The sequence below is a fragment of the Polynucleobacter hallstattensis genome (genome assembly GCF_018881835.1).
Classification (GTDB): domain Bacteria; phylum Pseudomonadota; class Gammaproteobacteria; order Burkholderiales; family Burkholderiaceae; genus Polynucleobacter; species Polynucleobacter hallstattensis.
Genome location: NZ_JACVPO010000001.1, coordinates 594,913 through 613,287, shown reverse-complemented (window position 1 = coordinate 613,287; position 18,375 = coordinate 594,913). Strand labels below are relative to the sequence as shown.

Genomic DNA, 18,375 nt, shown 5'->3' with positions numbered 1-18,375 from the left:
ATAAGGAAGACAGTAATGGAATTCAAAACATATATGTGCTTAATCTGTGGCTGGGTCTACGACGAAGCTGCAGGTTTACCTGAAGAGGGTATTGCGCCAGGCACGCTTTGGAAAGATGTGCCCATGAATTGGACCTGTCCTGAGTGTGGTGCACGCAAAGAAGACTTTGAAATGATGGCGATCTAATAGATCAATTTAATTAAGCAATATTTAAATTCATTAGCTAAATCGGGAAAAGTATCTTGGGAAAAAATGACATCTTATTTGAGCGCGCACAAAAAACAATCCCTGGGGGTGTGAATTCTCCAGTACGCGCCTTTCGTCAGGTCGGCGGTACACCACGTTTTGTTGCTAAAGCCAAAGGCCCGTATTTCTGGGATGCTGAAGGTACGCGCTACATCGATTTGATTATGTCTTGGGGCCCGATGATTGCGGGCCATGCGAATCCAGAAGTGGTTGAAGCAGTCAAGCAAGCTGCAGAAACCAGCTTTAGCTACGGCGCCCCTACCGAAGGTGAAATTGAATTAGCCGAACGCATCTGCCAGTTGGTGCCGAGCATTGAGCAAATTCGTATGGTCTCGAGTGGTACTGAGGCAACGATGAGTGCTTTGCGTCTGGCACGTGGCTTCACAGGGCGCGATCTGATTATTAAGTTTGAGGGTTGCTATCACGGTCATGCCGACAGTCTTTTAGTAAAGGCGGGTTCTGGCCTTTTGACCTTTGCAGATTCGACTCAAAATGCACCTTCTTCTGGTGGCGTTCCCAATGATCTAGTGAAGCACACACTGGTATTGCCGTATAACGATGTGGCAGCACTGAAAGAAGTATTTGATAAGCAGGGTGATCAGGTTGCCGCGGTGATTATTGAGCCGTTTGCTGGCAATATGAATCTCATTAAACCTTCAAAAGAATTTCTCTCGACACTGCGTCAGTTGACGAGCCAGCATGGCAGCGTTCTCATTTACGACGAAGTCATGACGGGTTTTAGGGTTGCTTTAGGCGGTGCGCAATCTCTACAAGGGATTACTCCCGACCTCACTTGCCTTGGCAAAGTGATGGGTGGTGGCATGCCGATGGCAGCCTTTGGCGGTAAAAAAGAAATCATGTCCAAACTTGCTCCCTTGGGAAATGTTTACCAAGCGGGTACCTTGTCCGGTAATCCAGTAGCCGTAGCAGCAGGATTAAAGACGTTAGAGATTATTTCTCGAGAAGGTTTCTTCGATTGCCTGACTGGGCAAACTGAAAAACTGATGGCTGGCTTGAAGTTGGCTGCGGATGAGGCTGGGGTGCCGTTCGCTGTGGATAGTGTTGGTGGAATGTTTGGCTTTTACTTTGCCAATAAAGTCCCAACTTCTTTTGAGGAGGTGACTAAAACCGATATTGAAGCATTTAAAAAGTTCTTCCACTTGATGCTGGATCAAGGTGTGTACCTAGCACCATCAGCATATGAGGCTGGATTTACCTCTATTACCCATGACAATGCAGTCTTAGAAGAAATCATCACTGCTGCGAAAACTGCATTTAAGAAGCTTTAAGAAACCTTAAGAGGTAGAGTCAGAATTACATTCTAAGTGGATGGTCATAGCCATTTACTTGGATGATTTCTAGTTTTTTGCTCGGCTTACCTGACTCCGGAATTTCCATAGCGGTGAGCTTGCCACCCCAGACACAGCCTGTATCGAGGCCAATGATATTCTCATATCGGAGTAGTCCTAGAGTGGACCAGTGCCCGAAGTAAATCAGGGAGTCTTGTGTTTTTCTCTTGGGAGTTTTAAACCAAGGAATGTAGCCTTTGGGACCATCCTCAAAACCTTCCTTGCTCTCAAACTCCATCATGCCGGCTGGAGTGCAAAAACGAATACGAGTTAATGCATTAGTGATGACACGTAAGCGCTCATAACCCTTCAGTGAGTTACTCCATTTATTTGGAGTATTGCCATACATATTCGCTAAAAAATCTTTATAAGACTTTTTGCGCAGCGCTTTTTCCACTTCTTGCGCGCATTCAATCGTTTGCTGCAGATCCCATTGAGGTACTACGCCTGCATGGACAGTTAATACCTTGCCATTGCACAATGCCATGGGCCGATGGCGTAACCAATGAACTAATTCTTCTCTATCGGGTGCATCTAGAATAGGTTGGACGGTATCTAGCCCTTTAGTTTTTCGAATGCCAGCATCTACTGCAAGCAAGTGCAGGTCGTGATTTCCGAGAATGCACTCAATACGTTTTTCTTCTTGTAATTGTTTTAAGTAACGCAGGGTACCCAGGGAGTCAGGACCGCGATTCACAAGATCGCCCAAGAAAATCATCTTAGACTGCTTGGGGAGTTTTTTGACGAGCGCCTTTAATGAGGGCAAACAACCCTGAATATCACCTACGGCATAGATCTTGCTCATGCTCTATCTTAAAGCGGAACGCGCTAAAGATCGTAATTAAGTTGCCGAATCCTCAGGAGTTACTTTTTTAACTACGCTGTAACGTACTAAGGTCTTTTTGCGTGCTTCATCATGATTCACGACTGGTAGGGGGTAGTCGCGACCCAGAAGAATGCCAGCTGCTTCCAACTCGATATGGCCAGCTTCCCAAGGCGCATGAATGGATTTCTTGGAGAGCTTATCTAGTTGTGGCAAATACCGGCGAATGAACTTGCCTTCAGGATCAAACTTCTGGGATTGGGTAATGGGGTTAAAGATGCGGAAGTAGGGCTGCGCATCACATCCTGAGGAGGAGGCCCATTGCCATCCACCATTATTGGAAGATAGTTCAAAGTCATTGAGGTGTTTTGCAAAATACATTTCACCCCAGCGCCAATCAATACCTAGATCTTTAGTGAGGAAGCTGGCAACTACCATGCGTAGCCGGTTATGCATATAGCCACTTTGGTTCAGTTGGCACATAGCAGCATCCACCAATGGGTAACCCGTTTTGCCATCACACCAAGTTTTAAATAGCTTCTTGGCAGTAGCTCCACCTTCCCATTCGATATTGTCATAGTCTGGTTTGAAGGCTGCACCTTCGGCTAGACGTGGATGATTGGCCAGAATCATGAAATAAAAATCACGCCAGATTAGCTCGCTTAACCAGATCGTTGCACCCATACTGCCGGCAAGCATGCGGCGATGTGCTTCGCGTACTAAGCCGCGAATGGAGAGCATGCCAAAGCGGAGGTGTGTGGATAGATAGCTCACACCTTTGATTGCAGGGAAATCTCGACCGATTTGATATTGATCGATGCGGTGGAGGAAGTCCTCTAGGAAACTTTGGCCACCTTCAGATCCTGGTGGGAGGTAAGTTTCAATCCCAGTCGGGCTAAAGCCCATAGACTCTAGTGATGGGAGGGGTGTCTCTAATAATGTGGGAATAGCGGCTAACTGACCTTTTTTAGGATCGCAGTCATAAGCGGCAATGTCTTTTTCTTGTAGCGTCTTGAGCCAATTATTTTTGTATGGCGTGAAGATTGAGAAGACGGTATTGGAATTGGTGAGAATTTCTTTTTTCTCAAAGATGACTTGATCCTTGAAGGTCTGGAATTCAATGCCAAGCTTATCTAGTGATTTGGTAACCGAGGCCTCACGTGAAATTGCCGATGGCTCATAGTCATGATTGGTGTAAACGGTATTGACACCCAAAGCCTCAGCAATTTTCGGAATGCAGGAAGTGGGTTTACCGTATTGAACAATGAGTCCGCCACCTTGTTTGCGTAATTGCGCATCTATTTGTTGCAGGCCCTGCCAAATGAAGTCGACCCGTCGATCATGCGTTAAGCCGCTACTCGCCTGACCATCTGCCTTCAGGGGATCTAGAATTTCGGTATCGAAGATGAACGCTAGCCAAACTTGGGCATTATTTTTAAGGGCGTGGTGAAGTGCTGCGTTGTCGTAAAGACGCAGGTCGCGACGGAGCCAAACGAGAGCTTTTTGCATAGGCAACATATTATGGCTTATTGAAGAAAAGTGCTTGATTGCATTAGATTTTCTGTAAAATAAAACTAATATGACCACGGCCAAGAAAGCCTCCACAGAAGCCTCTCAGGCTTCGAATTCAGCCTTATCGCATGAGTCATCCATTTCTTTTTCCGCTGACCATCTAGCAAACCAATTCCTGATTGCCATGCCAGGCATGGTCGACCCCAATTTTGCAGGTTCAGTTATCTATCTTTTCGAACATACCGAACGGGGTGCAATGGGTTTGGTAATCAATCGCCCAACTGAGCTCGATATGGGCGCTTTATTTGAGAAAATTGAGGTCAAGCTGGAGGCTGAGCCAGTGTCTGAGCAACCGGTCTATTTTGGTGGTCCGGTGCAAATCGAGCGTGGTTTTGTTTTGCACGAACCAACTACAGAGGTGGCTTACAGCTCCTCCTTAGCAGTTCCAGGTGGTTTGACCATGACGACCTCTAAGGATGTGCTTGAAGCAGTAGCAACAGGTTCTGGGCCCAGTAAATTCTTAATGACCTTGGGTTACGCAGGTTGGAGTGCTGGCCAGTTAGAGGAGGAAATCACCCTCAATGGCTGGATCAACGTCCCCCTGTCCCAGCAGCAAATGATTGAGATTATTTTTAATACTCCTTCTAGTCAGCGCTACGAACGGACCATGGGTCTCTTAGGATTTGACCCCTCTCATTTATCAGGCGAGGCAGGGCATGCCTGAGGGTGTTGGGATGAATGCGGAGCTAACCATCATGGCTTTTGACTATGGGACGCGGCGTATTGGTATTGCTGTTGGCAATACTATGACCAAAGCTGGCCAGCCCTTAAAGGTTATTGAGGAGCCATCTGAGGATGTGCGATTTAGGGCTATTCAGACGCTGATCAAAGAGTGGCAGCCAAATCAGTTGGTGGTGGGGCTGCCGTGCCATCCTGACGGTACAGAGCATGAGATGAGTGCCAAAGCTCGTCGCTTTGGCAATCAGCTTCACGGACGCTTTCAGTTGCCAGTGGAGTGGGTGGATGAGCGCTATACCTCTGCTGTTTTAGAGGGTGATCCTGATATGCGAGACAATTTGGATGCGCAGTCTGCGGCCTTGATTTTGGAGCAGTATTTTCTTGAGAAGAATTGGATTAGTTGAGATGAATGCAGAGCAGTCCTATTTGAAGTTACTAGAGACTTTGAATCAGCGCAAAAAGGCTGGTGATTCATTTGAGTTGGCTGGTCTTGCAATGGGCGGGGCTTGGATTGCGGAGCGTTTAGCTGCGGATTTAAATCTTCCCCACTTTGGTGTAATTAATGTGGCCTTTCATCGAGATGACTATGCGGAGAAGGGCATGACAGCGCTTCGTACCGCCAGCACGATGGCTACACACCTTCCTTTTGAGGTCAATGGCGCAAACGTGATTTTGATTGATGATGTTTTGCTAACTGGCCGCACAGTTCGTGCAGCTCTCAATGAGTTATTTGATTTTGGTAGGCCGGCGCAAGTTGAATTGATGGTTTTGGCGGATCGTGAGAATCGTGAATTGCCAATCTTTGCTGACTTTGTTGGAGAGCGGGTGAGTGTTTCGAATAATCAAATTTTAGTTTTAGAAAAAGATGGCGCTGGCAAGTTCAGCTTCCAATTAGAGGAGCGCGCAGCATGAGCGGAATTAACGACTTGGTAAACGCCCCGGTAAATCAATTTAATGCCGCTGGTGAGCTAACCCATTTATTGACTTTAGAGGGTTTACCAAAAGAGCATATCCTCCACATCCTCGATACAGCACAACAGTTTGTGAGTGTGACGGACCCTGCTAGAGAAGTGAAGAAAGTTCCACTTCTTCGTGGCAAGAGCGTCTTCAATTTGTTCTTTGAAAACTCTACCCGTACTCGTACTACTTTTGAGATTGCTGCCAAGCGTTTATCTGCAGATGTCATTAACTTAGATATCTCTACATCTTCAACTGCAAAAGGCGAAAGTCTTTTGGATACGATTGACAATTTAGTGGCAATGCAGGCGGATATTTTTGTAGTGCGCCATAGCGTTTCTAGGGCGCCGATTGAAATCGCTCAACATATTCCTGCGCATGTCCACGTAGTTAATGCTGGTGATGGTAGTCATCAGCATCCTACCCAAGGCTTATTGGATATGTATACGATGCGCTACTTCAAGAAAGACTTTAGTGGTCTGAAGGTAGCGATTGTGGGTGACATTGTGCATAGCCGAGTTGCTAAATCCAATATCTGCGCTTTGAGAACTTTAGGTTGTACGGATATTCGTGCGATTGGACCTGAGAGTCTTTTGCCAAGTGACTTAGATATGCTGGGAGTAAAGGTATTCCACAGCATGGAAGAGGGGCTTAAAGGCGTGGATGTTGTCATGACCTTGCGTATCCAGAAAGAGCGCATGGAGGCCGGTCAAGTTCCAGAGGGCGATGCTTTCTTTAAGCAGTATGGCTTAACGCCTAGCCGTTTAGCTTTGGCAAAGCCTGATGCCATCGTGATGCATCCAGGACCGATGAATCGTGGTGTTGAAATTGATTCGGTAGTAGCGGACGGCCCCCAATCAGTCATCCTGAATCAAGTAACCTTTGGCATCGCGGTGCGCATGGCGGTGATGTCTATTGTTGCTGGTAACTAGTCGCCACGAAGAACAATTGCACTAATGCAAAAAAAGAACTGGTTAATCCTGTCGCATGGTTTCAATATGGATGGTCGGGCATCTAGCCTGACTATTACCGACAAGATTCCCTATCTATTGGATGCTGGCATCCAGCCTCATGTCTTTAGCGCTATCACCGGCATTAAAGACGCGCGGTTCCCGCACAAGCAATTTTTGGCTTGGGGTCCTGCGGCGTTTCGTTTTGATTTCCGCCATTGGTTTGCCAACCAGTATGGTCGTGGACTCTTTTATAAAGTATCTACTGGTTTAGTCTCTTTATTACTCGCGCCATTTATTGCGCTGGAGAAATTCTTCCTTGGTTACTCTAGTCAATGGTCTTGGGCAATGCCAGCCTATGTGCATGGCTTAAAGTTAATCAGGGAGGGTAAGGTAGATGTGATTTACTCGACTGGTGGTGCTTGGTCTGCACATTTAGCAGGCTTGTGGCTAAAGAAAAAAACCGGCCTACCTTGGATTGTAGAAATTCACGATCCACTGGTAATACGTCAGAGTCCGATCGATCCTGGGTTTGATAAACCTAAAAATCGTGATGCCCAATTTCGTCAATACCTAGAAAAGCAAATTTGCCAATATGCGGATCTAGCTTGGTGGTTTACCGATGGTGCTTTGCATTACGCAAAGCTACGTAATCCTAATCTCAATATGCCTGACAATGCATATGGGTTTGTCTTGATGCCAGGAGCTGAACCACCTAGTGGGCTGGATGCCAATCAAGCGCATAGCTACGCCAAGCAATTGAACCTTTGCCACTTTGGATCTTTGGCAAATGATCGTTCGCTATCAACCATCCTGAATGCCTTGGTTCCCTTACTTAGTAAGCATCCGGAGGCGAGAGAATATATACGGGTGCATGCCTATGGTGCACCTTTAGACCCACTAACTATTGAAACTCTGAAAGACCTCAAGTTCGATGATCTATTGGTAGCTCATGGCCGCTTAGAGAAAGATCTTGCAACTGGTAAGTCTGGCAGAGAGCGTGTGGCGGAGAGAATGCAGGCGGCTGATGTCTTAATTCTGTTGCATGGTAATGATGAGTGGTGTGCTGAGTACATTCCCTCAAAGCTCTATGACTATCTTTGGATGGGTAGACCGATTTGGGGAATTACTCACCGCAACCCCCAGTTAGACCAGATGTTGCTGGATCGGGGCGCCTACTTAAGTCCACAGAGTGATCCACAGGCCGTAGAGTTAGCTTTAGAAAGAATTTGGCTCGATTGGAAAAAGCAGCAATTGATAGAGCCCAAGTGGCTACCAGTCGGAGTTGATCAAGCTGTAGAGAAAATAATGGTAGAGACTCAAAAAGTACTTACTTAATGCCTATATAAGAGATTGAAAATGATGCTGAATTTTGTTTTGTATTGTTGTACTTTTAGAAAAGACTTACTTCGAACTGTTAAGTTAGCGGAGAGTATTTGTAAGCATAATAAAAATAAGATTCCTTTCTATATATCTGTTCCAGCAGATGATGTCGAATTATTTAAGGAATATCTAAAAGAGTTTAATGCCATCATTTTTGACGAAAAGGACATTTTTGTAGCCAACCCAAAATTGGATATTCAAAAGCTATATTCCATTCGTGGTGGGCTAAGACAGCAGGTCATTAAGTCCGAGTTTTGGAGATTAGGTATCTCGAAAAACTATTTAGTACTAGATTCAGACTGTATATTTATTCGTGATTTTGATGAGAGTGACTTCATTGTGCGGGATGATGTTCCGTATTCCATCATTCATGAGGGCCGAGATCTTCTTCAAGCTACCGAGCGCTTTGGGCCTAAGAAAATCCGCCAACATTTTTTAGCGGATCGCGAGCCTATCAAGGCTGCACTCAATCGAACTGGTGTTACCTATGATTTTGGTTATGCCCCATTTTTGTGGAGCGGTAAGGTTTGGGAATCCCTGGATACAAACTACCTTACTCCAAATGGTATGAATTTCTTGGATGCGGTGTTGCTCTGTGGATCTGAATTTACTTGGTATGGCGAGTCACTAATTAATTTTCGTGCGATTCCAATTTATCCGCGTGAGCAGTTGTTTAAACACTATCACTATGAGCATCAATTATGGGCGGATCAAGTGCTGGGCTATAAAGAAAAGCTCTTAGCCTATGATTACTTGGGGGTGGTTTATCAGTCCAACTGGGAAAGCTGGGGAGATTTTGGCCCTTCCACTAAGAGCATTACATCGAGAGTATGGAGAACAGTGAAGCGAGCCCTCAAGAAGATGAAGTTTAAGCTTTCTCTTTTGGCAAGGCTCTTTTAGTTTGAATGCCCACAACTAAAACAATGCTGAATTTATCTAATGTCACCCTTCTTTGTGTTGAAACAAGGGATCCAGAATTGGCACATTGGGCTATTGATCGATGCCTAGCGGGGACTCAATTTGCTAAAGTGGTGCTGATAACCAATATTGATTTAGTTAAAAGCAAACGGACAGATATTGAATATGCCCAGGCACCACCCATTGCAACTACTAAAGATTATTCCACCCTTTTGCTAACAGGAATTGATCAATATGTGGAGGGATCTCATGTCTTGGTCATTCAGTGGGATAGTTTTATTACCCACCCCAATCTTTGGCGTAATGAATTTCTGGACTACGACTATATCGGTCCGGTTTGGCCACATCATCCAGAGACTCCCGTAGGTAATGGTGGTTTCTCCCTAAGATCTGCAAAGTTATTGCAAGCAATCAAGCGCCCAAGCTTCATCAAGAAGCATCCAGAGGACTACTGCATTTGTGCGGATAACAAGGATTTTCTTGAAAAAGAATGTGGCATTCGATTTGCGACACCAGAAGTTGCCGAACAATTTGCTGTTGAGCGTTCAGAATGGCATGACGCTTTTGGGTTTCATGGATTCTTTAATTTTGGCAGGGTTTTATCCAATGAAGAAATTAAAGGATTTTTAGCGCTATCCCCAGAGCTCACCTTTAAAAATATTGATGCCTATGAGCTGCTGAATTACCTGGTAAGCAAAGGTCGAAAATCAGTTGCCAAAACATTGAAAGCCCGCATTCGTTTTATCTGGAAATACAGAAGGCAATATTTACGAATGTTCTTCCAGTAAAAATATTAAACCTTCATTTTTTGCAGTATCGATATGAGGTGAGTATCAGTTCTATACTGCTCTAATACTTTAAATGCCCCACAAAATCCGTACGTAGTTGCTAGTCGCGAGCTATCGTTAAAGTATTGAAATGTTTCTTCGGTAATATAGTTCACATGCGTAGGGTCAGAAAAGGCTGTTTTAAATGGGTAGACTGGGGTAAGCGAGAAAAATATTCCTTCTTCCTTAAGAGTTCTCCATATCTCGTTCATGAGCTGAATAAATGGAAATCGACAGTTTGGGGCATAGATGATTCGTGGCACATGCTCAATAAAGTCAAAAGCGGTAATGTAATCAAAAGCCCTATCCTCAAATGGAATTGGGTTGATGGTAAGATCTACATTTTTAACCTTACGATCCAAATCTTCGCGAATATCAATACCCCATTGGGTATTTGCTTGGAAAGGATTGCGAGGTATCGTGCCGCAGCCAAGATCTAGAGTGACAGAATTTTCCAGCCCCAGAGTTTTCGCACTATATTTTTCATAGAGGCTATCAAGATGGCGAATACGCTTAATTCTTATGAAATCTTGATTAGACTTTGAAAGAAGCGGAATAGCGGCACAAATATTTCGAATTTTCTTGGGTAATAGCATTATTTTATAGTGCCTAAGGGTGCTGGTGGAGTTGAAATTTATTGCTAGCAACGAGTATCTCACGGCCTGAATTTCGGGTACTTTTTCAATTTGGTCAAAAACTATTGCTTTGGCGATGTTCATTGCCTGATTAAATCGAGCATATATCAATGGATTTAAGGATCTTCGTGGGAGATTGTTTAAAATAGGCCCTATTCAAATAAAGAGTGAAAATTACTAATCCTCATGCCAGGTATCACAAAATATGCTGTATCGGATAAAACAGGATTATTTTTAATTGTAATAAGCTCAATTTTGCTTGGAATTTGGGCAGTTGTTGATACGATTGCATTAAGAAACATTCTCCTAGTCTCTGGAGCGGTAATAGGACTTTTATATTGGTTAAAATTCTTTTGGGGCTCTGTTAATCAGGGGGGCGGTAAAAATTTTCCCCTGCCTCAATTTGCGCCTCTTATTCTGATTGGTTTAATATTTTGCTGGATTTTATTTCACTACTGCTTTCTTGCTCGCGAACCTCTCCTGCAGTTAGATGAGCTAAAAAGTACTTGGTTTCGATCCTTTTTGGCAGTAACTGTAGGGTCGGCAACAGGTCTCGCATTAAATAGAAAAAAAGTCTACGCGCCAGTATTTTGGCTTGGCTTATTCATGAGCTTTATTGTTCTTTTGTATCAGTACATTCCTAAAGCTATAGCCAAGCAAAGTATGTTTGCGGTTGATTGGTTTGGAAGTTACATTTATTGGGCAAAATTTAGCGGTGTACTGGCTGGAACAATCTTAATTTCAGGGCTTCTTGGGATGTGGGTGGACTCTGTCTGGCCTAAATTAAGGGCAATAGACGATTTCAAGAGGCAGGGAACATCTCAAAAAATTAATTTGATATTGGTATCAATTTATGCCGTACTTGGTATTAACGTGGCTTTTTTTTCTTTTGTATTTATTTTTGATTCCAAGGCCGGTGTAGGCTTGGCCGTAATTATTTTAGTTATGTGGTTTTTTATTGTGCAGGTTTATTTCTTGAGAAAAATTCTATGTTCACGGGGTTGGGGCAATACTTTAAGGTCAATATTAAGGCTCGCTATTCTGATTTGCTTAGCTGTTTTTGTGGTGGGGTGGTTTACTCAAAAACATATTAAAAATAATCCTGGATGGGAGAGTTTATTTTCTGATATTTATGCTTCTTCACAAATAGATAAATATAAGAATTGGCAAAACATCTCAAAATTTGGTATCCCATATCGCGATAATGGCGAGATGGTGATGGGTAATACTTATGAGCGTGTATCTTGGGCAGTAGCAGGCATTAGATTGCTTCGGAGCGAACCTCTTGGTTATGGCACCCTTCGCTCGTTTCCCAAGCAAATGAAGGGGATAATTCCTGATTTTAGTGGGTCGCCTTATACCCACTCTGCCTGGATCGATATTGGCTTGGCATTTGGGCTGCCTGCACTTTTGATGATATTCACCGCTATCGGAATTGTTCTGATGAGGGCGATTCTTTGTAGCGGTAGCTCCTGGCGTGCAAGTGTAATTACGCTCTCAATTGCAATATTAATTCTGTATGGTGTAGGGGAGTATGGTTTCCAGCATGGAATAGAAATCTTATTTTATTTCCTTGGTTTTTTGAGTAGCCTGTCGTTATCCCTACCTAAAAATCTGATAGCAGATTCTGGAAGACCTTTATATAAACAGTCGGAGTAAAAATTGATTTTAGTAACTGGCGGTGCTGGGTTTATTGGCGGTAATTTTATTTTAGATTGGTTGGCCGATCCAAAGGCTGAAGGCATCATCAATCTCGATAAGCTGACCTATGCTGGTAATTTAGCTACCCTTGAGTCTTTAAAGGATGATCCCCGTCATATCTTTGCGCATGGCGATATTGGCGATAAAAATCTGGTGGCGAAGTTGTTGAACGAGCATCAGCCTCGCGCTATTGTTAATTTTGCTGCTGAGAGCCATGTGGATCGATCGATTCATGGCCCCGCTGAATTTGTTGCTACCAATATTGTCGGTACTTTTAATTTGCTTGAATGTGCACGTGAGTACTGGAATGGTTTGGATGAGTCTACTAAGAAAGACTTCCGCTTTCATCACGTATCAACTGATGAGGTTTACGGCTCACTGTCTGCTTCTGATCCTGCATTTACAGAAACCAATCCCTATGAGCCGAATAGCCCATACTCCGCATCCAAAGCAGCCTCTGATCATTTGGTGCGTGCCTGGTTCCATACCTATGGCTTTCCGGTAATTGCAACTAATTGTTCTAACAACTATGGCCCATATCACTTCCCAGAGAAGTTGATCCCTTTGGTGATTATGAATGCACTCAATAGCAAGCCATTGCCAATTTATGGTGATGGTCAGCAAATTCGTGACTGGCTTTATGTTGGTGACCATTGTTCTGCAATTCGTGAAGTGTTAGCTAAAGGCAAATTAGGTGAGACCTACAACATTGGCGGCTGGAATGAAAAAGCCAATATTGATGTGGTTAAAACTATCTGCTCAATTCTGGATGAACTCAAGCCTCGTGCTGATGGTAAGTCTTATGTAGATCAAATTACTTACGTTAAAGATCGCCCGGGCCATGATCGTCGCTATGCTATTGATGCTAGCAAGGTAGAGCGCGAGCTTGGTTGGCGACCTGCTGAGACTTTTGATACAGGTATTCGCAAGACAGTGCAATGGTATTTAGATAATCCAGTTTGGGTGGAGGGCGTTGTCAGCGGCTCTTATCGCGACTGGTTACAAAAGCAGTACAACTAAAGCCAACTTTATCTCCATGAATATTTTGGTATTTGGTAAAGATGGTCAATTAGGCAAAGCGTTTCATGTTTTGCTAGATTCACTCTTGCCTGCTTTGGCAGATAAGCCCAATCTTCAATATGTAGGCCGCTCTGAATGTGATCTTGCTGATGCGACTGCATTAAGCACTCTCTTAAATCAATTGCAGCCCAAGCTGATTATTAATGCTTCGGCATATACGGCGGTTGATAAGGCTGAGACCGATATCGATCAGGCCTTTGCCATTAATGCAAAAGCTCCCGAAGTCATGGCGCAATACGCTGCAGATCATGACGCTACTTTTCTGCATTACTCCACAGACTATGTCTTTGATGGTGAGAAATACGGCTATTACCTAGAAGACGATATACGTAACCCTTTAGGGGTTTACGGAAAAAGTAAAGCCGCTGGTGAAGAGGTAATTGTCAGAATCTTTGCCGGCAATACCGGTGGCGGTCAATATGCCATCTTCAGAACAAGCTGGGTGTATGGGGATGGTGGAAATTTCATTCGGACCATCTTGCGACTGGCGAAAGAACGTGAAGAGCTGAAGATTATTGATGATCAGTATGGCGTTCCAACAAGTGCCACATGGTTAGCGCAAGTGAGTTTAGGCTTGGTGGCGGATGACAAGCTGAAGATTAAGAAATTCCCTTCCGGCATTTACCATGCGGTTCCCAATGGAGAAACTACGTGGCACGGTTTGGCGTGTTTGGCTGTGAAAGCAGCTCTGGATGCTGGGGCAACACTTAAGACTCATCCAAGCTCTATTAAGCCCATTCCCGCAGTGGAATACCCTTTACCTGCTCCTAGGCCGATGAATTCAAGGATGTCGACCGATAAGCTTGCTCAGGCCTTGGGATTTAGGGGCAATATGTCAAAATTACAGTTACTCAATCAGCCTTGGGATATTGCCGTTAAGGCGTATGTTTCTAATTTGGCTAAAGATAGACTTATCTAGAAAGAATGCTATGGCAGTAAATCAGGTGAATCGCAAAGGTATTATTTTGGCTGGTGGATCTGGTACTCGTTTGTATCCAGTGACTCAGGCTGTTTCAAAGCAGCTCATGCCTGTCTATGACAAGCCAATGGTGTATTACCCTTTAACAACGTTGATGCTTGCAGGTATTCGCGATATTTTGTTGATTTCTACACCGCATGACACGCCACGTTTTGCAGAGTTGTTGGGTGATGGTTCGCAATGGGGCTTAAATATTGAATATTGTGTGCAGCCTTCGCCAGATGGTTTAGCCCAAGCATTTACTCTGGGCAAGAATTTTGTAGGCAACAATCCAAGCGCCTTAGTTCTTGGGGATAATATTTTCTACGGCCATGAATTGGTCGATCAACTTGATAGCGCTAACGATCGTACTTCGGGTGCAACTGTCTTTGCATATCACGTCAACGATCCAGAGCGCTATGGTGTAGTGGAATTTGATAAAGATTACAAAGCATTGTCTATTGAAGAGAAGCCTCTTAAGCCGCGCAGTAGTTATGCAGTAACAGGGCTCTACTTTTATGACAATCAGGTGTGTGATATCGCCTCCTCAATTAAGCCTAGTGCACGTGGCGAACTCGAGATTACCGATGTCAATCATGTTTATCTCGAAAAGAATGAACTCAGCGTAGAAATTATGGGCCGTGGTTTTGCCTGGTTGGATACCGGAACGCATGATTCTTTATTGGATGCTGCTGGCTTCATTGCTACTCTGCAAAAGCGACAAGGCCTTATGGTAGCTTGCCCTGAAGAGATCGCTTATCGCCAGGGATGGATTAGTGCCGAGACAGTACAAAAGGTGGCTACTCAATTAAGTAAGAATAGTTATGGTCAATACCTCACGAAGATTCTGAATGAGCTCAACACTTCTGCTCAGCCTGTTTCCTTATCGCATAAGAAGATTGTTGGATGAACGCGCCTATGAAGTTGCAAGTTACACCTACAGCTATTCATGATGTATTGGTGATTGATCCTAAAGTATTTGGTGATGAGCGTGGCTGGTTTACTGAATCCTTTAATGCTCAAGACTTTTCCGCAGCTACGGGTTTGCATGTGGAGTTCGTTCAGGACAACCATTCTTTTTCTCGTCAATGGACATTGCGCGGCTTGCATTACCAGCTAGAGCAAACGCAGGGAAAGTTAGTGCGCGTTGTAGCGGGCAGTGTTTTTGATGTGGTTGTGGATATTCGAAAAGATTCACCAACTTATGGCAAGTGGGTCGGATTGGAATTAAGCGCTCAAAATCATAAGCAACTCTGGATACCTGCAGGTCTAGCCCATGGCTTTCTAGTGCTATCCGAGACGGCAGAATTTTTATACAAAACAACTGACTACTACCATCCGCAAAGCGAAGCGTGCTTGGCTTGGAATGATCCAGCCGTAGGTATCGAGTGGCCATTACCGCAAGACATCACCCCTAATATGAACGCCAAAGATTCTGCTGGTTTAGCGTGGGATGCTGCCCCTAAGTTTTAACTAACTCTAGGGGTATTTTCAAAAGATAAGATAATGCTCGCATGAGCGCTTCTCCAAAAATCCTGCTGGTGAAACTATCCTCTCTCGGGGATGTATTGCATAACTTGCCGATTGTGTGGGATTTACGTACGCGTTTGCCAGAAGCGCAAATCGACTGGGTAGTTGAAGAGGGGTATGTTCACCTCTTGGAGCCCCTGTTATCAAAAAATGGTTTTAGAGGTATCGATCGCATCATTCCTTTTGGGCTACGCCGCTGGAAGAAAAAGCTTTTTAAGTTAGCAACATGGAAAGAGTTCTTTGCGTTTAGAAACACACTTCAGGCTACTACTTACGATGTATTGATCGAAACGCAGGGCCTGCTTAAGTCCGCCATTGTATGTTCCCTAGCTAAAAAAAGTTCTGGCGCCGTGATAGTGGGTCTTGCTAACGCAACAGAGTTTTCAGGCTACGAGCCTTTGGCTAGATATTTTTACACACAGTCAGTACAAGTTCCTACCCAGTACCATGCTGTAGATCGTTCACGTTGGGTGATGTGCTCAGCATTGGATTGGGCTTTAATAGAACGTGGTGATGCGCCACAGTTTTATCCCTCAGAATTTATTGCTAGCATTCCAAAGACTACGGTCGCTGGTTTACGCTCTCCTTATGTTTTATGCTTTCATTCTACGGCTCGAGAAGCTAAGCGTTGGTCTAATGACGATTGGATTGCGCTAGGTAAAGATTTATCTGCTCGAGGATGTCAAGTGGTTTTCCCTTGGGGCAACCCCTCTGAAAAAGCTATTAGCGAATTACTCGCCGCACAGATTCCAAATGCACTGGTGCCCCCAGCTTTTTCGATCGAAGATGCGTTTTCAGTCATTGCCGGAGCAGCTTTAATGGTAGGAGTGGATACTGGCCTGACACATTTAGCAGCAGTTCTCAAGAAGCCTACTGTCGAAATCTATTGTGACTCACCACGCTGGAAGACTGAAGGTTATTGGTCTAACCGCATTGCTAATGTGGGTGATATTCAAAATCCACCAAGCGTTCAAGAAGTTCTGGGCGCATCTTTAAAGCTTTTAAATCAAGCTTAAATAGGTGCTAATTTTTTGTTCTTAGCGCAGTAATGTATTGATGGAGATGAGATCTTCATCTGAGAGTGCCGCCGCATGCGCCTTTAGCTTGATGGCATTCAGAATGGTATTGTAGCGTGCTTGCTGTAATTGTGAGCGGGTAGTGATGACAGTATCTAATGCGATCAACACATCAATATTGATTAAAGTCCCTACCTGAAATCCCAACTTACTTGATTCAAGCGCAGAAGTAGAAGAGCGCTCTGCGGCCTCATACGCTTTAACGCTTGCTAGGCCGCCATAGAAGCCCGTAAATGCCGTACGGGTGCTTTGAGCTGCGGTACGACGTGCATTGTCATAGTTCGCTTTAGCTGCGTCTAGCAATGCAGCATTTTGACGAATGAGTGAGCTGTTGTAGCCACCAGAGACCAAGGGGATGGTCATCTGTAAGGCTATGGTGTTGTTATAAATATTCGTCTGTGCTGGAGTTAAGCTATTAGCTGTGCCGTTGGAGGTGTTGTAACCTGCTGTACCCACAAAATTGAGGGAAGGGTAGTTCAGTGATTGAGAGGCTTTATAGGTGCTTTCGGCTAGGCTGACAGACAGCTGACCAGCCAACACATTAAAGTTTGCAGTCTCAGCTTGATTAATCCAATCATCCAGAGTTTGACCTTTCGGCAATTGGGGGTTGACGCTATCCGCAATCGGAATTCCATTGGTATCTTTTGACTTAGAGCGAGGGTCTTTGAGTACACCATCAATCTTGGCTTCTTTGACTAGTGGTTTAAGGGCTCCCACAGGGCGACCTACCAATTGCTCTAAGACACCTCTTTTAACGATGAGGTCAGCTTGAGCAGCGATTTCTTGAGAGTTCGCAAGGTCTAGCGCAGCTTGTGCAGTATTGACGTCAACAATAGTTGCAAGACCAGCATTAAACTTAGCTTGAGCAATTTCTAGTTGCTGTTTGATCAAGCCCTTTTTATTACGATAGAGCTCTACATTATCTTGGCTGGTGAGTGCATCAAAGTAGGCTTGCGATACGCGAATAATTAAATCTTGCTGCGCTAAGTAAAAGCGCATATCCGCAATCTTGGTGTTTAGGTCACCTTGTTTGAAAGCCTCAAATGCTGCCATGTTAAAAACAGGTTGGGTCAGAGTAACGGTATAGTTTTTTTGGTCATATACCCGCGAACCTGAATACGAGTTGGCTGGTTGATTACCCGCTGTATGTTGGAAATAGCGAGTCCCACCAGGTTCCGCTGCAGCCTGTGGCAATAAGAGCGATAAGCCTTGCCAATACAGTTCTTTGCTGGCCTGATAGTTAAAGCGAGCAGCATTTAAAACGGGATCGCTAAAAGCTGCTTCTTGGTATAGACGTATTAAGTCAGTTGCTTGGTTAGCGTTTGCCCCATTGCCGCTGACATATGAGGGAGCGCGTTCTGTAGAAATAGCCTCCTTCGGCAGTACCACCGTTTGTGGTGGCATATCTAATCCAATGAGTGACGGAGCGCTAAGGAGTGTGTGTAGCGATGGTTTTGCACCGTTGGCACTTTGTGCAAAGCTGTTGGATGACATCACGCCGAGCCCAAGCGCCTGACTCAGGATAAGACCAAAAGTAGTGAGCTTGGGGAGATAAAAGCGTGTCGGGGTCATCTAATTCGGATACTTTTCAATGTGCCATGCAGTTTAAGGCTTATTTACACAAATTGGCTTGTTTGAACCTTATTTTGCCAAATCTTCAGAACATCTTCATCTATCTATAAAATTAAGGCT

19 protein-coding genes are annotated in these 18,375 nt (G+C 44.4%); 15 read left to right on the top strand and 4 right to left on the bottom strand.

What is annotated here, in order from left to right; genetic code table 11:
* Positions 1–15 precede the first annotated feature (15 nt).
* Complete coding sequence (locus ICN26_RS03230; RefSeq protein ID WP_011902084.1) at positions 16–186, top strand: rubredoxin; 171 nt, start codon at positions 16–18, stop codon at positions 184–186.
* Between the two features lie 56 nt (positions 187–242).
* Positions 243–1,535, top strand: a complete 1,293-nt coding sequence (gene hemL / locus ICN26_RS03225) for a glutamate-1-semialdehyde 2,1-aminomutase (RefSeq protein WP_216266859.1) — start codon at positions 243–245, stop codon at positions 1,533–1,535.
* 25 nt (positions 1,536–1,560) lie between these two features.
* Here the strand turns inward: hemL and ICN26_RS03220 are convergent, their stop codons facing one another.
* The gene (locus ICN26_RS03220) at positions 1,561–2,400 is read right to left on the bottom strand and encodes a symmetrical bis(5'-nucleosyl)-tetraphosphatase (RefSeq protein ID WP_216266856.1); all 840 of its coding nucleotides are present in this window, start codon (positions 2,398–2,400) and stop codon (positions 1,561–1,563) included.
* A 36-nt stretch (positions 2,401–2,436) separates the two neighbouring features.
* Entirely contained in the window at positions 2,437–3,927 is a 1,491-nt protein-coding gene (locus ICN26_RS03215; protein ID WP_216266854.1) for a cryptochrome/photolyase family protein, read from the bottom strand.
* A gap of 142 nt (positions 3,928–4,069) precedes the next feature.
* Between ICN26_RS03215 and ICN26_RS03210 the strand changes: the two genes are divergently transcribed.
* Genes ICN26_RS03210 through ICN26_RS03180 form a run of 7 tightly spaced genes read left to right on the top strand, consistent with a single transcriptional unit; the run spans position 4,070 to position 9,664 of the window.
* Entirely contained in the window at positions 4,070–4,654 is a 585-nt protein-coding gene (locus ICN26_RS03210) for a YqgE/AlgH family protein (RefSeq protein WP_216267634.1), read from the top strand.
* Positions 4,655–4,664: 10 nt separating this feature from the next.
* Entirely contained in the window at positions 4,665–5,072 is a 408-nt protein-coding gene (gene ruvX / locus ICN26_RS03205; protein WP_216266851.1) for a Holliday junction resolvase RuvX, read from the top strand.
* A 1-nt stretch (position 5,073) separates the two neighbouring features.
* Positions 5,074–5,580 carry a bifunctional pyr operon transcriptional regulator/uracil phosphoribosyltransferase PyrR gene (gene pyrR / locus ICN26_RS03200; RefSeq protein WP_216267635.1) on the top strand — a complete coding sequence of 169 codons (507 nt, stop codon included), beginning with the start codon at positions 5,074–5,076 and terminating at the stop codon, positions 5,578–5,580.
* Positions 5,577–6,557, top strand: a complete 981-nt coding sequence (locus ICN26_RS03195) for an aspartate carbamoyltransferase catalytic subunit (RefSeq protein ID WP_216266849.1) — start codon at positions 5,577–5,579, stop codon at positions 6,555–6,557. Before pyrR ends, ICN26_RS03195 begins: the two co-directional genes overlap by 4 nt.
* A 24-nt stretch (positions 6,558–6,581) precedes the next feature.
* Entirely contained in the window at positions 6,582–7,913 is a 1,332-nt protein-coding gene (locus ICN26_RS03190) for a glycosyltransferase (protein ID WP_216266847.1), read from the top strand.
* A 21-nt stretch (positions 7,914–7,934) separates the two neighbouring features.
* Positions 7,935–8,858, top strand: coding sequence for a DUF6492 family protein (locus ICN26_RS03185; RefSeq protein WP_216266844.1), 924 nt, complete (start codon positions 7,935–7,937; stop codon positions 8,856–8,858).
* A gap of 5 nt (positions 8,859–8,863) precedes the next feature.
* Positions 8,864–9,664, top strand: a complete 801-nt coding sequence (locus ICN26_RS03180; protein ID WP_216266842.1) for a DUF5672 family protein — start codon at positions 8,864–8,866, stop codon at positions 9,662–9,664.
* A 5-nt stretch (positions 9,665–9,669) separates the two neighbouring features.
* On the opposite strand, the gene ICN26_RS03175 is transcribed toward ICN26_RS03180, so the two are convergent.
* Complete coding sequence (locus ICN26_RS03175) at positions 9,670–10,422, bottom strand: class I SAM-dependent methyltransferase (protein WP_216266840.1); 753 nt, start codon at positions 10,420–10,422, stop codon at positions 9,670–9,672.
* A 102-nt stretch (positions 10,423–10,524) separates the two neighbouring features.
* Between ICN26_RS03175 and ICN26_RS03170 the strand changes: the two genes are divergently transcribed.
* From ICN26_RS03170 to waaC, 6 genes are read left to right on the top strand one after another with little or no spacing between them, the layout of a single operon-like run.
* Positions 10,525–11,997, top strand: a complete 1,473-nt coding sequence (locus ICN26_RS03170) for a hypothetical protein (RefSeq protein WP_216266838.1) — start codon at positions 10,525–10,527, stop codon at positions 11,995–11,997.
* A gap of 3 nt (positions 11,998–12,000) precedes the next feature.
* Entirely contained in the window at positions 12,001–13,059 is a 1,059-nt protein-coding gene (gene rfbB / locus ICN26_RS03165; RefSeq protein ID WP_216266836.1) for a dTDP-glucose 4,6-dehydratase, read from the top strand.
* Positions 13,013–14,038: a dTDP-4-dehydrorhamnose reductase gene (gene rfbD, locus ICN26_RS03160; protein WP_255534353.1), complete on the top strand. Its 1,026-nt coding sequence runs from the start codon at positions 13,013–13,015 to the stop codon at positions 14,036–14,038. The genes rfbB and rfbD overlap by 47 nt, the downstream gene beginning before the upstream one ends.
* 25 nt (positions 14,039–14,063) lie before the next feature.
* Positions 14,064–14,987, top strand: a complete 924-nt coding sequence (gene rfbA, locus ICN26_RS03155) for a glucose-1-phosphate thymidylyltransferase RfbA (protein ID WP_216267632.1) — start codon at positions 14,064–14,066, stop codon at positions 14,985–14,987.
* A gap of 8 nt (positions 14,988–14,995) precedes the next feature.
* Positions 14,996–15,550: a dTDP-4-dehydrorhamnose 3,5-epimerase gene (rfbC, locus tag ICN26_RS03150; protein ID WP_216267631.1), complete on the top strand. Its 555-nt coding sequence runs from the start codon at positions 14,996–14,998 to the stop codon at positions 15,548–15,550.
* A 41-nt stretch (positions 15,551–15,591) separates the two neighbouring features.
* On the top strand, positions 15,592–16,623 hold the full coding sequence (waaC, locus tag ICN26_RS03145; RefSeq protein WP_216266834.1) for a lipopolysaccharide heptosyltransferase I: 1,032 nt from the start codon (positions 15,592–15,594) through the stop codon (positions 16,621–16,623).
* Between the two features lie 21 nt (positions 16,624–16,644).
* Here waaC and ICN26_RS03140 read toward each other — a convergent pair whose 3' ends face one another.
* The gene (locus ICN26_RS03140; RefSeq protein WP_216266832.1) at positions 16,645–18,255 is read right to left on the bottom strand and encodes a TolC family protein; all 1,611 of its coding nucleotides are present in this window, start codon (positions 18,253–18,255) and stop codon (positions 16,645–16,647) included.
* Between the last annotated feature and the right edge of the window lie 120 nt (positions 18,256–18,375).

Bases quoted from the DNA above. Each gene is read 5' to 3' on its own strand.
- ICN26_RS03185 (WP_216266844.1), top strand. From the start codon at position 7,935: ATGATGCTGAATTTTGTTTTGTATTGTTGTACTTTTAGAAAAGACTTA.
- ICN26_RS03195 (WP_216266849.1), top strand. From the start codon at position 5,577: ATGAGCGGAATTAACGACTTGGTAAACGCCCCGGTAAATCAATTTAAT.
- ICN26_RS03175 (WP_216266840.1), bottom strand. From the start codon at position 10,422: ATGAACATCGCCAAAGCAATAGTTTTTGACCAAATTGAAAAAGTACCC.
- ruvX (WP_216266851.1), top strand. From the start codon at position 4,665: ATGAATGCGGAGCTAACCATCATGGCTTTTGACTATGGGACGCGGCGT.
- ICN26_RS03180 (WP_216266842.1), top strand. From the start codon at position 8,864: ATGCCCACAACTAAAACAATGCTGAATTTATCTAATGTCACCCTTCTT.
- ICN26_RS03170 (WP_216266838.1), top strand. From the start codon at position 10,525: ATGCCAGGTATCACAAAATATGCTGTATCGGATAAAACAGGATTATTT.
- waaC (WP_216266834.1), top strand. From the start codon at position 15,592: ATGAGCGCTTCTCCAAAAATCCTGCTGGTGAAACTATCCTCTCTCGGG.
- ICN26_RS03215 (WP_216266854.1), bottom strand. From the start codon at position 3,927: ATGCAAAAAGCTCTCGTTTGGCTCCGTCGCGACCTGCGTCTTTACGAC.
- pyrR (WP_216267635.1), top strand. From the start codon at position 5,074: ATGAATGCAGAGCAGTCCTATTTGAAGTTACTAGAGACTTTGAATCAG.
- ICN26_RS03230 (WP_011902084.1), top strand. From the start codon at position 16: ATGGAATTCAAAACATATATGTGCTTAATCTGTGGCTGGGTCTACGAC.
- ICN26_RS03220 (WP_216266856.1), bottom strand. From the start codon at position 2,400: ATGAGCAAGATCTATGCCGTAGGTGATATTCAGGGTTGTTTGCCCTCA.
- ICN26_RS03190 (WP_216266847.1), top strand. From the start codon at position 6,582: ATGCAAAAAAAGAACTGGTTAATCCTGTCGCATGGTTTCAATATGGAT.
- ICN26_RS03140 (WP_216266832.1), bottom strand. From the start codon at position 18,255: ATGACCCCGACACGCTTTTATCTCCCCAAGCTCACTACTTTTGGTCTT.
- rfbC (WP_216267631.1), top strand. From the start codon at position 14,996: ATGAAGTTGCAAGTTACACCTACAGCTATTCATGATGTATTGGTGATT.